At 64.6% G+C, this 13,381-nt stretch carries 13 protein-coding genes; all 13 read left to right on the top strand.

Translation table 11 applies throughout. The features are described from left to right. The first annotated feature begins 77 nt into the window (after nt 1-77). The 13 genes from ileS (at nt 78) to AC07VY_RS00290 (ending at nt 13,377) form a co-directional block, all read left to right on the top strand. On the top strand, nt 78-2,900 hold the full coding sequence (ileS, locus tag AC07VY_RS00350) for an isoleucine--tRNA ligase (RefSeq protein ID WP_495096033.1): 2,823 nt from the start codon (nt 78-80) through the stop codon (nt 2,898-2,900). Continuing rightward, entirely contained in the window at nt 2,900-3,409 is a 510-nt protein-coding gene (gene lspA, locus AC07VY_RS00345) for a signal peptidase II (protein WP_495096034.1), read from the top strand. Before ileS ends, lspA begins: the two co-directional genes overlap by 1 nt. Before the next feature lie 140 nt (nt 3,410-3,549). After that, nucleotides 3,550-4,551: a LacI family DNA-binding transcriptional regulator gene (locus AC07VY_RS00340; RefSeq protein WP_495096035.1), complete on the top strand. Its 1,002-nt coding sequence runs from the start codon at nt 3,550-3,552 to the stop codon at nt 4,549-4,551. A 44-nt stretch (nt 4,552-4,595) separates the two neighbouring features. Next, a complete protein-coding gene (locus AC07VY_RS00335; protein ID WP_495096036.1) occupies nt 4,596-5,606 on the top strand; it encodes an ABC transporter substrate-binding protein in 1,011 nt (336 codons plus the stop codon). A 21-nt stretch (nt 5,607-5,627) separates the two neighbouring features. Continuing rightward, entirely contained in the window at nt 5,628-6,437 is an 810-nt protein-coding gene (locus AC07VY_RS00330; RefSeq protein WP_495096037.1) for an ABC transporter permease subunit, read from the top strand. A gap of 4 nt (nt 6,438-6,441) precedes the next feature. After that, nucleotides 6,442-7,239, top strand: a complete 798-nt coding sequence (locus tag AC07VY_RS00325) for an ABC transporter permease (RefSeq protein ID WP_495096038.1) — start codon at nt 6,442-6,444, stop codon at nt 7,237-7,239. Further along, nucleotides 7,229-8,287 carry an ABC transporter ATP-binding protein gene (locus AC07VY_RS00320; protein WP_495096039.1) on the top strand — a complete coding sequence of 353 codons (1,059 nt, stop codon included), beginning with the start codon at nt 7,229-7,231 and terminating at the stop codon, nt 8,285-8,287. The genes AC07VY_RS00325 and AC07VY_RS00320 overlap by 11 nt, the downstream gene beginning before the upstream one ends. Then, the gene (locus tag AC07VY_RS00315) at nt 8,284-9,108 is read left to right on the top strand and encodes a phosphodiesterase (protein WP_495096040.1); all 825 of its coding nucleotides are present in this window, start codon (nt 8,284-8,286) and stop codon (nt 9,106-9,108) included. The genes AC07VY_RS00320 and AC07VY_RS00315 overlap by 4 nt, the downstream gene beginning before the upstream one ends. A gap of 93 nt (nt 9,109-9,201) precedes the next feature. Beyond that, complete coding sequence (locus AC07VY_RS00310) at nt 9,202-9,522, top strand: thioredoxin family protein (RefSeq protein WP_495096041.1); 321 nt, start codon at nt 9,202-9,204, stop codon at nt 9,520-9,522. 202 nt (nt 9,523-9,724) lie between these two features. Further along, nucleotides 9,725-10,399: a response regulator transcription factor gene (locus AC07VY_RS00305; RefSeq protein ID WP_495096042.1), complete on the top strand. Its 675-nt coding sequence runs from the start codon at nt 9,725-9,727 to the stop codon at nt 10,397-10,399. Further along, a complete protein-coding gene (locus tag AC07VY_RS00300) occupies nt 10,396-11,787 on the top strand; it encodes a sensor histidine kinase (RefSeq protein WP_495096043.1) in 1,392 nt (463 codons plus the stop codon). Before AC07VY_RS00305 ends, AC07VY_RS00300 begins: the two co-directional genes overlap by 4 nt. Before the next feature lie 13 nt (nt 11,788-11,800). Continuing rightward, nucleotides 11,801-12,610, top strand: a complete 810-nt coding sequence (locus AC07VY_RS00295) for a MipA/OmpV family protein (RefSeq protein ID WP_495096044.1) — start codon at nt 11,801-11,803, stop codon at nt 12,608-12,610. Between the two features lie 26 nt (nt 12,611-12,636). Then, nucleotides 12,637-13,377, top strand: a complete 741-nt coding sequence (locus AC07VY_RS00290) for a siderophore-interacting protein (RefSeq protein ID WP_495096045.1) — start codon at nt 12,637-12,639, stop codon at nt 13,375-13,377. Nucleotides 13,378-13,381 lie beyond the last annotated feature (4 nt).

The raw sequence follows: 13,381 nt of genomic DNA, 5'->3' as shown, positions 1-13,381 counted from the left end.
AGCAGACAGCCTGCCGATCCCGCAGCCCGCCTCCTTTGTACGCCGGCTGCCTCCCCAACGTGCTTTTCCAAAATCCCATGACCGAATCCACAGCCCCTGACTACCGCAGCACCCTGAACCTGCCCGACACCCCGTTTCCCATGCGCGGCGACCTGCCCAAGCGCGAACCCGGCTGGGTCCAGGAATGGGAAGACAAAGGCCTGTACAAACGCTTGCGCGATGCCCGCCTGGGTGCGCCCAAGTTCGTGCTGCATGACGGCCCGCCCTATGCCAACGGCAACATCCACATCGGCCACGCCGTCAACAAGATCCTGAAGGACATGATCGTCAAGGCGCGCCAGCTCAAGGGCATGGACGCGACCTATGTGCCGGGCTGGGACTGCCACGGCCTGCCGATCGAGAACGCCATCGAGAAACTGCACGGCCGCAACCTGCCGCGTGACGAAGTGCAGGCGAAAAGCCGCGCCTTCGCCACCGAGCAAATAGCAGGACAGATGGCCGACTTCAAGCGCCTGGGCGTGCTCGGCGAATGGGACAACCCGTACCGCACGATGGATTTCGGCAACGAAGCGAACGAGATCCGCGCGCTAAAACGCATCATGGAACGCGGCTTTGTGTATCGCGGCCTCAAACCCGTGTACTGGTGCTTCGACTGCGGCTCCTCGCTGGCCGAGTTCGAGATCGAATACGCCGACAAGAAGTCGCAGACCCTGGACGTGGGCTTTGAATGCGCCGAGCCCGAGAAGCTGGCTGCCGCCTTCGGCCTGGACAAGCTGGCCCAGCACGCCTATGCCGTGATCTGGACCACCACCGCCTGGACCATCCCCGCCAACCAGGCGCTGAACCTGAACCCCGCCCTGACCTACGCGCTGGTGCAAACCGAGCGAGGCATTCTGCTGCTGGCCGAAGACCTGGTGGAAAAAGCCATGGCCCGCTATGCACTGAACGGCACCGTGCTGGCCACTACCCTGGGCGAAAAGCTGGCGCTGATCAACTTCAAGCACCCGTTCTACGACGTGGACCCCGGCTACCAACGCCTGAGCCCGATCTTTCTGGCCGACTACGCCACTGCCGACGACGGCACCGGTATCGTCCACTCATCGCCCGCTTACGGTGTAGAGGATTTCAACTCCTGCGTGGCCAACGGCATCAAGACCGACGACATCCTGAACCCGGTGCAAGGCAATGGCCGTTACGTGGACGATCTGTCGCTGTTTGGTGGTCTCAATATCTGGAAGGCCGCGCCGCTGGTTATCGAGAAACTGCGCGAGCACGACCGCCTGTTCGCCACCGAGACCATCACCCACAGCTACCCGCACTGCTGGCGCCACAAGACGCCGGTGATCTACCGTGCCGCGGCCCAGTGGTTCATCCGCATGGATGAAGGCCAGGGCGTGTTCACCAAGGACAAGGCACCCCAAACCCTGCGCAAGCTGGCCCTGGCCGCCATTGAGGAAACCAGCTTTTACCCCGAGAACGGCAAGACCCGGCTGCGCGACATGATCGCCGGCCGGCCCGACTGGTGCATCAGCCGCCAGCGCAACTGGGGCGTGCCTCTGCCCTTCTTCATCCACACCGCCACCGGCGAACTGCACCCGCGCACCATGGAAATCATGGATCAGGCCGCAGCCATGGTGCAGGCCGGCGGCGTCGAAGCCTGGAGCAAGGCCACGGCCAAATCCATCATCGGCGCCGATGCAGAAAACTACACCAAGGTGAACGACATCCTGGACGTGTGGTTCGACTCCGGCACCACGCACGAACACGTGCTGCGTGCCAGCCACGCCGCGCAGTCGCAGTGGCCGGCCGACCTGTACCTCGAAGGCCATGACCAGCACCGCGGCTGGTTCCACAGCTCGCTGCTCACCTCCTGCGCGATGTACGACCACGCGCCGTACAAGGGCCTGCTGACGCACGGCTTCACCGTCGACGGCCGCGGCCGCAAGATGAGCAAGAGCGAAGGCAATGTGGTGGCCCCTCAAGAGGTCAGCGACAAGATGGGCGCCGAGATCATCCGCCTGTGGTGCGCCTCCACCGACTACTCGGGCGACCTGGGCATCGACGCCAAGATCCTGGCCCGCGTGGTGGATACCTACCGCCGCATCCGCAACACGCTGAAGTTCCTGATGGCCAACATCAGCGACTTCAACCCTGCAACCGATGCCGTGCCGTTTGATGAGCTGCTGGAAATCGACCGCTATGCACTCAGCCGTGCTGCCCAACTGCAGGCTGACATCCTGGCGCACTACGAGGTGTATGAATTCCACCCCGTGGTCGCCAAGCTGCAGGTGTATTGCTCGGAAGACCTGGGCTCGTTCTACCTGGACGTGCTGAAAGACCGGCTCTACACCACCGCGCCCAAATCGCTGGCCCGCCGCAGCGCCCAGACCGCGCTGGCGCAGATCACCCACGCCATGCTGCGCTGGATGGCGCCGTTCCTCAGTTTCACGTCGGAGGAAGCTTGGAAGATCTTCGGCAGCAGCGAGTCGATCTTCCTGGAAACCTATGCCGAGCTGGCCGCACCGAACGCCGCGCTGCAAGCCAAGTGGAGCCGCATCCGCGAGATCCGCGACGCGGTCAACAAGGACATCGAAGTGCTGCGCGCCAATGGCGAAGTCGGCGCCTCGCTGCAAGCCAATGTGGCGCTGACCGTGCCGGCCGACGACTACGCCTTGCTGTCCAGCCTGGGCGCCGACCTGAAGTTCGTGTTCATCACCTCTGCTATCAACTTGGTAGCTGGTGACGCACATAGCATCAGCGTCAAAGCCAGTTCTGATGCCAAATGCGAGCGCTGCTGGCATTACACGCCGGATGTGGGCAGCGATGCCGCCCACCCGACGATCTGCGGCCGCTGCAGCAGCAACCTGTATGGCGCGGGCGAAGTTCGCAAGGTGGCGTAATGGCGGGTAAAGGCAGAACCACTTTCGGCAAATCCAGCGCCAGCGTACTGCCCTGGCTGGGCCTGGCACTGATCGTCCTGATCCTGGACCAGTTCACCAAGGTGCTCATCACAGGCTACTACCAACTGGGCGACAGCACGCCCGTGACCAGCTTCTTCAACATCGTGCGGGCCCACAACACCGGCGCGGCGTTCTCGTTTCTGCACGACGCGGGCGGCTGGCAGCGCTGGTTCTTCACCGGCATCGGCGTAGCGGCTGCACTGTTCATCATCTGGATGCTGCGCAAGCATGCGGGGCAGAAGCTGTTCTCGTTTGCCATGGCCTGCGTGCTCGGCGGCGCCATCGGCAATGTGATCGACAGGATGATGCACGGCTATGTGGTGGACTTCCTGGACTTCCACTGGCGCGGCATGCATTTCGCGGCCTTCAACCTGGCCGACGCCGCCATCACCCTGGGCGCGATCTGCCTGATCCTGGACGAGCTGCTGCGGGTCAAGCGCGGCAAATAGGTTCTCGATAGGCCCTTTGCCCTGTTCCTGAAGCCCGCGGATGCGGGCTTTTTTTTACCCCGCGTTTACTCCGGCACACCTGTCATCACGGTGTCACGCCCAGCTTGTCCAATGAAAACGTTTTCAGTCAGGACAACAACGTGAGCATCCGAGAAGTAGCACATCAAGCCGGCGTATCCATGGCCACCGTATCGCGGGTTTTCAACCGCCCCGACACGGTGAATGCCGTGACGCGCGCCCATGTGCTGCAAATGGCGCAAACCCTGGCCTATCTGCCCAATGCCAGCGCCCGCAGCCTGCGCACCCAGCGCAGCCGGGTGATTGGCGTGGTCCTGCCCACGCTGCTGAACCCGGTGTTCGCCGAGTGCCTGGACGGCATCGCCCAAGCCGCCAGTAGCGCCGGCTACGCCATCCTGCCCATCACCACCGACTACCGGCTGGAAAGCGAAGAACTAGCCGTACAGCAGCTGCTGGCCGGCAATGTGGACGGCATGTTGCTGGTGGTATCCAACCCGGCCACATCCAGCGCGCTGGCCCGGCTGCGTGCGGCCCATCTGCCCTATGTGCTCGCCTATAACCAGCACCCCGACCACCCTTGCGTGTCGGTGGATAGCGAACGGGCTGTGCGCGAACTGGTGGCGCGGCTGGCCGCCCTCGGCCACCGCCGCATCACGCTGATCAGCGGCCAGCTGGCGGCGTCCGACCGGGCCCAGCAACGCCAACGCGGCTTTAGCGCCGGCATGCAAGCGCTGGGTCTGGACGGCACGCAGTGGCTGGAAGTGCCGTTTGTCGAAACCGCGGTGCAAGACATCTGCGCACTGCTGCAGCGCAGCCCCCGCCCCAGCGCACTGGTGTGCTCAAACGACCTGCTGGCTATCCGCAGCATCCGCGCCGCGCACCTGGCCGGCCTGCGCGTGCCACAGGACATCAGCGTCACCGGCTTCGACGGCATTGCGCTGGGCGAAGACCTGACGCCCATGCTCAGCACCATCACCCAACCGAATGCCGATATCGGCCGCCACGGCGTGCAGCTGCTGGTGGCCGCCATGGCCGCCGGCGCAGCGGTATCGCCCGATGCCAGCGTGCTGCTGGCCCATGGTTTTCGCACCGGGGAGTCCTGCGCCCCGGTGCTGCAGTCATAACAAGAAGCTACGTCCCCCCACCCTTTTATTTCAACGGAGTTTTTATGCGTAAACCCTTCCAAACCCTGGCGCGCGCAGCGCTACTGGCACTCGGCCTGGCCGGTGCCAGCGCCTTCGCCCAGAATGCCATTTGCTACAACTGCCCGCCCGAATGGGCCGACTGGGCCAGCCAGATGAAGGCCATCCGGGCCAAGACCGGCATCACCGTGCCGCCCGACAACAAGAACTCCGGCCAGTCGCTGGCGCAGATGGTGGCCGAAAAAGCCAGCCCGGTGGCCGACGTCACCTACCTGGGCGTGACCTTCGCCATCCAGGCGCAAAAAGAAGGTGTGGTCGCCGCCTACAAGCCCGCCGGCTGGGCCGATATCCCCGACGGTCTGAAAGACCCGCAAGGCCACTGGTTCACCATCCATTCCGGCACCATGGGCTTCATGGTGAATGTGGACGCGCTCAAGGGCAAGCCGGTGCCGCAGTCCTGGGCCGACCTGCTCAAGCCCGAGTACAAAGGCCTGATCGGCTACCTGGACCCGGCCTCGGCCTTCGTTGGCTACGTGGGCGCCGTGGCGGTGAACCAGGCACGCGGTGGCACGCTGGACAACTTCGGCCCCGGCATCGACTACTTCAAGGCGCTGCAAAAGAACGAACCCATCGTGCCCAAGCAGACCGCCTACGCCCGCGTGCTGTCGGGTGAAATCGCCATCCTGCTGGACTACGACTTCAACGCCTACCGCGCCAAGTACAAGGACAAGGCGAATGTGCAGTTCGTCATCCCCACCGAAGGCACGCTGGCCGTACCTTATGTGATGAGCCAGGTGGCGAATGCGCCGCACGCAGAAAACGCCCACAAGGTGCTGGACTTCGTGCTGTCCGACGAAGGCCAGGCCATCTGGGCCAACGCCTATTTGCGCCCGGTGCGCGCCACGGCCATGCCGAAAGAAATCCAAGCCCGCTTCCTACCCGCCAGCGAGTACGCTCGCGCCAAAACCGTGGACTACGCCAAGATGGCGGCGGTGCAAAAGGCCTTCTCAGACCGCTACCTCAAAGACGTTCAATAAGCTGGCATAGAGGCGCTCCGCATGATTTCCCCTTCCCGCCTGCTGGGCGCCTGCGCGGCGCCGGCCGTGGCCTTCTTTGCCGCCTTCTGGCTGCTGCCGGTGGTGCGCCTGTTCGCACTGCCGGCAGACAAAGGCTGGACCACCTATTTCGCGGTGCTGACCGACAGCCGCTATCTGCGCAGCCTGCTGAACACGCTGGGCCTGTCGCTGGCCGTGACCTTGGCCACGCTGCTGCTCGGCGGCCTGGTCGGCATCACGCTGGCGCGGCAGCGCTTCAAGGCCAAGCCGCTGCTGCTGTCGCTGCTGACATTGCCGCTGTCGTTTCCCGGCGTGATCATCGGCTTCTTCATCATCCTGCTCGGTGGCCGGCAGGGCCTGGTGGCCGATCTGACCGAGTGGCTGGGCCTGGGCCGCACGACGTTTGCCTACGGGCTGACCGGCCTGTTCCTGGGCTATCTGTATTTCTCGCTGCCGCGCGCCATCGCCACCTACACCGCCGCCGCCAGCGCCATGGATGCGCAGCTGGAAGAAGCCGCGCGTTCGCTGGGTGCGTCCCGCTGGCGCGTTGCCAGAGATGTGTGGATTCCCGAGCTGGCGCAGACCACGCTTGCGTGTGGCGCTATCGTTTTTGCTACGTCCATGGGCGCCTTTGGCACGGCCTTCACCTTGGCCAGTAAGTTTGAAGTGCTGCCCATCACGCTCTATAACGAGTTCACCAACTACGCCAACTTCGCGTTGGCCGCCAGCCTGTCGATCACGCTGGGCACCATCACCTGGTTGAGCCTGTTCCTGGCGCGCCATGCGGCCGGCCCGGCGGCTGCGGGGGCATAAAACCATGACTCAATCCCGCCAACTCCCCTTCTTGCTGCCGGCGCTGACCGCGCTGGTCAGTGTCTTCATGATCGCGCCCATCGCCTTGTCGGTGCTGGCCGGCCTGGTCAACAACTACAGCACCGGCCTGGCCAGCGGCCTGACCCTGCGCTGGATCAGCGAGGTGCTGGACGTGTACGGCGGCACGGTGGCCGCGTCGCTGCTGCTGGCCTTGCTCAGCGTGGTCGGCAGCCTGCTGCTGGGCGTGCCTTGCGCCTATGCGCTGGCGCGCAGCAGATCCCGCTGGGCACGGCTGTTCGAAGAACTGCTGACCCTGCCGGTGGCCGTGCCCGGCCTGGCCACCGCGCTGGCGCTGATCCTGGCCTATGGGCAGCTCAGCGGCTTCCGCCAGAGCTTTGCCTTCATCCTGGTCGGGCACCTGGTGTTCACCCTGCCGTTCATGGTGCGCACCGTGGGCGCGGCATTTCGCCGGCATGAACTGCTGGCGCTGGAGGAAGCCGCGCGCTCGCTGGGCGCCAGCTTTGCCCAGCGCTTCATGGGTGTGCTGGTGCCCGCCGTGCTGCCCGCCATCGTCGCCGGCAGCCTGATGGTCTTCACCCTGTCGGTGGGTGAATTCAACCTGACCTGGATGCTGCACACGCCGCTGACACGCACCCTGCCGGTCGGCCTGGCGGACAGCTATGCATCGATGCGCATCGAGATCGGCTCGGCCTACACCCTGGTCTTTTTGCTGGTCATCCTGCCGGTGCTGTGGGGCTTGCAATGGCTGGGACACTTTATTGAGAAACACCATGAACTTTGAACGCACGCGCGTCGATGTGATCGACTGCGCCAAGACTTATGCCGACGGCACACGCGGTCTGCAACCCACTACGCTAGCCATAGAACCCGGTGAGGTACTGGCCTTGCTGGGCCCATCCGGCTGCGGAAAAACCACCTTGCTGCGCCTGATCGCCGGACTGGAAACGCCGGATGCCGGCAGCCGCATTCTGTTCGGCGGAGAGGACGTGACGGCGCTGGCGATCGAGCGGCGCGGCATCGGCATGGTGTTCCAGCACTACGCGCTGTTTCCGCAAATGTCGGTGGCGGCCAACATCGGCTACGGCCTGCGCATCCGCGGCGTACCGGCCGATGAACAGCGCAAAACCGTCGGTGAACTCATTGACCTGGTGCGCCTGAACGGCCTGGAAAACAAGCGCCCGGCCGAGCTGTCCGGCGGCCAGCGCCAGCGCGTGGCCCTGGCCCGCGCCGTAGCAGTGCGCCCGCGTGTGCTGCTGCTGGACGAGCCGCTGACCGCGTTGGATGCCAAGCTGAAAGAATCGCTGCGCGATGAGCTGGCCGAGCTGCTGCGCCGCCTGCACATCACCGCCATCCACGTGACCCACGACCAGCAAGAAGCACTGGCCATTGCCGACCGCCTGGCGGTGATGCAGGCCGGCCGCATCGTGCAGGTGGGCGACGGCGAAACCCTGTACCGCCGCCCTGGGCATCCGTTTGTGGCAGCGTTCCTGGGCCGGGTAAATACGCTGAAGCGTGACAACCCGGCCCTGCTGCGTAACCTGCTACCGCTGGGCGGCATGCTGCTCGAATGCCCACCGGCCCGCGCCGGCCAGACGGCACTGCTGGTGCGCCCGGAAGACATCCAGATCGGCCCGGTCCATTCCGGCGCCGGACAGGCCGTGGTGCAGCACCGCAGCTTCTTGGGCGACCGCTTGCAGCTCACGCTGGCGCTGGCCGACCAGGCTCCGCTACACGCCGAAGTGCCGCGCGACCATCCGGCCAAGGTGGGTGACACCGTGGGCATACACATCGCCCCCGAACGCCTGATGTCCTGCGAGGAAGCCACATGACGACTCTGCTGCTACAACTCTCCGACCTGCACATCCGCGAACCCGGCCGCCTGGCCTATGGCCGGCTCGACACCGCGCCGTACCTGCAGCAAGCGGTGGACAGCATCCTGCGCCTGCCGCAGCAGCCCGATGCGGTCGTCATCACCGGCGACCTGACCGACTTCGGCCGCGCCGCCGAGTACGCGCACCTGCGCAGCCTGCTGGCACCGCTGAGCATGCCGGTGTATCTGATGCCCGGTAACCACGATGACCGCGAACAGCTGCGCGCCAGCTTTGCCGACCACGCTTACTTGGGCCACAGCGGCTTTGTGCAGTTCAGCGTGGCGGTGGGCGGTTTGCAGCTGGTCGCGCTCGATACCGTGGTACCCGGCGCCAGCCATGGCAGCCTGTGCACCGAGCGCCTGCAGTGGTTGGCCGACACGCTGGACCAGCAGCGCGACCGCCCTGTCGTCATCGCCATGCACCACCCGCCGTTTGCCACGCTGATCGGCCATATGGACGACATCGGCCTGCTGCAAGGCGCGGCCGCGCTGGAAGCGCTGGTGGCGCAACACCCGAATGTGGAACGCATCATCTGCGGCCATCTGCACCGCAGCATCCAGGTGCGCTTTGGCGGCAGCATCGCCATGACCGTGCCGTCGCCAGCCCACCAGGTGTGCCTGGATCTGGCGCCCGACGCGGCCTCGGCCTGGACGCTGGAGCCGCCCGGCTTCGCCCTGCATGCACTGGGCAACGGCGGCACACTGGTCAGCCACCTGGCGGCCAGCGGCAGCTTTGCGGGGCCGTACCCGTTCCACGATGGGGGCCAATTGATAGACTGAAGCCGCCCCGTTTGCTACGAAATTAGCAGCTGCTTGCGCAGGTAATATCTGCGCTGCAGCCATTATTTCCTTATAAACCCCAGGAGCACGCCCATGGCCCATGCATATGCCGCCGAACCAACCCGCGCCGAGGTGGATGCCACGCCCGGCGCGCTGGTGCTGGAGTTTGGCGACGACTACTGCGGCATCTGCAGCGCCGCCCGCCCGGCCATAGAGCAGGCGCTGGCGGCACGACCTGGCGTGCGGCACCTAAAGGTCGCCGATGGGCGTGGCCGGCCGTTGGGGCGATCCTTTGGCGTCAAGCTCTGGCCCACGCTGGTTTTTCTGCAGGACGGCCAGGAGGTGCAGCGGCTGGTGCGCCCCATGGCGGCCGAGCCGATTGCCCAAGCGCTGCAAACCTTGAAAAGCCAGTAGAAAATAAAATGCTATTGAATAAATAGCACCCACCACAGGTTTTATAAGCGCCAGAGGCCTAAATGGCTTGCAACACCGGCCATCTGACGGCGCTGGTTTACACAAACTTTCGCCCGGAAAGTCGGCAGTAAGAGAGGTGTGCGCACAATGGCCGGCATGCACAGTTCCGTCCATTCCCTCCGCCGCGCTCCGGCCTGACACCATGGGTCGCATCGCACTCGTAGAAGACCACGAACGCCTGGCCCAGCTGGTCGGCAAGGCGCTGGCCCAGGTGGGCATTCCGGTGGACACCTTCGGCCGCATCGATGCCGCCTGGGCAGCGCTGCGCGAGGGCGATTACGAAGCGGTAGTTATAGACCGTGGCCTGCCCGATGGCGATGGCATCGACCTGGTGCGCCGCCTGCGCCAGGCCCGCCTGTCCATCCCCTGCCTGATGCTGACCGCCCGCGACGCCTTGCACGACCGGGTGGATGGCCTGGAGTCGGGGGCCGACGACTATTTGACCAAGCCCTTTGCCATAGAAGAACTGGTGGCCCGGGTGCGTGCCTTGACACGCCGCCCAGCGCAACGGCTGAACACCGTAGACAGCTTCGCCGACATCGAGCTGCGGCCCGACGGCGGCATGCTGGTCTGTAGCCACGAGGTCATTACCCTGGCACCCGCCGAAATGCAGATCATGCTGGTGCTGCTGCGCGCTGGCGGCCAGACGGTGCGGCGCAATGCACTGGAACTGGCGGCCTGGGGCCTGACCGATGCCGTCACCCCGAATGCGCTGGACGTGGCCCTGCACCGGCTGCGCCGCAAGCTGCTGGCGATTGGCTCGGTGGTGCGCATCAGCAATATCCGTGGTCACGGTTATGCGCTGGTCGAAGCATGACCCAGCATAAGTGGTTCCGCAGCCTGCGCGGCCGCCTGCTGGCCGCCTATGCCGTGGGCGTGCTGATCGTCGTCACGGTGCTCGGCAGTCTGTTCATGGCCGTGTTTGTCTGGCAGGACAGCTGGACTGCGCGGCACCGTATGCTGCAAGACATTGCCACCAAGACTGCCAATAATCTGGAGCGCAATGCCGATGGCACCCCCAGCCGCATCGTGCAGCCGCAGGAGCTGCTCTGGTTCTACGACGCCTTTCCCGGCGACATCGAGTTCCGGGTGGTTGATGCACAGGGCCGCTCGGTGCTGCGCGTGCATCCCCGCGAGCAGTTGCTGCCCATGGACTACCAGCCTGTTCCCAAGGTAGGCGCCACCGATCTGCGCATCAAGGATGCAGCCGTGCAACTGGCCACGGTGCAGGTGGAGGACACGCCGGCCGGCCAGGCCTTCTACCTGCAGGCCGCCGCCAGCGAACGCATTCTGGCCGTGGCCCAGCTGGCGGCCCGCAGGCCGGTGGGCGGCAGCCTGGTATTGACGCTGCTGATCACCGTTCCAGTGCTAATCGGCCTGATGCTGCTGGCGCTGAAAAGCCTGCTGCGCCCGTTGCGCGACACCTCCGAGGCAGCGGCGCACATCGATGCGCGCAATCTTTCAGCGCGCTTGCCCATAGACCATGTGCCGACCGAACTGGTGCCGCTCATCCTCGCCTTCAACCAGGCGCTGGAGCGGCTGGAACAGGGCTTTCGTGTGCAGCAGCAATTTCTGGGTGCAGCGGCGCACGAACTGAAGACACCGCTGACCCTGATGCGTGGCCAGATCGAGCTGGACGGCATGGCCGACCGCGACACCCTGCTGATGGACATCGACGTAATGGCCCGCCAGGTGCACCAACTGCTGCACCTGGCCGAAGCCAGCGAGGCCCACAACTACAAGTTCGCCCCCATGGCCCCCGCGAGCGTGGCCGAGGAAGTGCTGGTATTTCTGTCGCGCCTGGCCGACCGCCATAGCGTACAGCTGGACTTGCAGCTGCCAACACAAACCCTGCTATGGCAGGGCGACAAATCAGCCCTGTTTACCCTGCTGAAAAACCTGCTGGAAAACGCGGTGCAACACTCCCCCATTGGCGGCGTAGTGATGCTCACCATCGACACCTCGGGCCTGAGTGTGCGTGACGAAGGCCCGGGCATTGCCAAAGAGCACCAAGCCCACTTGTTTGAGCGTTTCTGGCGCGGCCCACGCCAGCAGAATGCCGCCCCGCAAGGCGCCGGGCTGGGCTTGTCCATCTGCCAGGAAATTGCCCTGGCCCATGGCTGGCGGCTGCACGTTGTTGATACCCCTTCAGGCGCCCTGTTCCGCCTGGATATACCCGACTCCCTTAACTCTCTTCACCACTGAAAGCACATTCAACATGCTCACATCTTTCTCCGCCCGCCGCCTGCGCTGGAGCGCCATAGCCTTGGCCGGCGCCAGCAGCGTTCTGGGCGCCAACGCCTGGGCCCAGGAGTCCAACGATAGCTGGAACTTCACCGCCGGCCTGGGTGTTGTGAGCCAGCCCAAATACCCCGGCAGCAGCGAAACCAAGACCTCGGCCCTGCCCATGTTCAGTGCCAACCGAGGCCGCTATTTCATCGGTGGCCTGCCCGGCGCGGGTGTGCCGGCGGGCGTGGGTGCCTTCCTGGTGCAAAGCGAGCATTTGCGTGTGGGCGTGGGCCTGGGCGGCAACCTGGAAAAACCGCGCAAGGAGTCGGACTCGGCCCGGCTGCATGGCATGGGCGACATCAGCGCCACGGCACTGGGCTCGGTCTTCGCCAGCTACAGCGACAGCTGGTGGAAGGTGGGCGGCAATATGGTCACCGACCTGGCTGGCAAAGACCAAGGCACCCGCGCCACGCTGGACCTGGAGGCCCGCTACAGCCCCATGGAGCGGCTGATGCTGACCGCAGGCCCCAGCATCACCTGGGCAGACAGCAAATACACGCAGACCTTTTTTGGTGTCACTGCAGCGCAAAGCGCAAGCTCCGGCCTGGCAACCTATACCGCCAAATCAGGTATCAACTCGGTCAGCTTCAACATCGGCGCCAACTACCAGCTCACCCAGCAATGGGGCCTGGGCGCCCGGCTAAGCGCCAGCAGCCTGCGCGGTGATGCAGCCGACAGTCCGATCACCGAGAAGAAGACGCAAACCACGGTGGGCGTGTTTGCCAGCTACCGGTTTTAAGACGTCTAAAGCCCCCGTCGCCCCGCATGAAAAACCTCCCGAGCCCCACCTATGGCCGCATTGAAAGCGTCTTGCTACGACTCACCGCCCTGCCCACCGTGGTGCAGGAGGTTCAACCGCTGAGCGACCGGTTTCGGCTCATCACCTTGCAGGGTGATGGGCTACGCAGGGTGCACTGGAGCCCGGGAGAAAAGGTGGAACTGAAACTGGGCAGCTTTGTGTCGCGTACCTACACGCCGTTGAACTGGAACTATGCCAGCGGCAACATACAGCTGCTGGTGTATCTGCATGGCGATGCACCGCATCGCTCACCCGGCGCGGGCTGGGCCCAGTCCGCGAACGTGGGCGACAGCTGCATGCTGTTTGGCCCGCGCAACGCTCTAAGCCTGCATGCACGCAAACACAACACGGTATTTTTTGGTGACGAAACTTCGTTCGCCACCGCCGGCGCGTTCGTGGCAGCCAACGAACAACACCCTGTGTCCTATGTATTCGAAGTAGACAACGCACAGGACGCACGCCGCGTGCTGGATGTGCTGCAACTGCGCAGTGCCGTGTTGGTGCAACGCAATGCCGACAACAGCCACCTGGCCGAGGTGGAAGCCGAGATGGTGCGCCTGGCCCAGGCTACGCAAGCGCAGGACTTCATCTTCAGCGGCAATGCCAATTCGATACAACGCCTGCGCCATGCGCTCAAGCAGCGCCGCATGCTTTCCACCCATATGACCAAGGCCTACTGGGCTGTCGGCAAACTGGGTCTGGATTGAATAC

It is taken from the genome of Rhodoferax sp. GW821-FHT02C08 (assembly GCF_059421805.1).
This window is presented reverse-complemented; position numbering and strand designations above follow the sequence as displayed.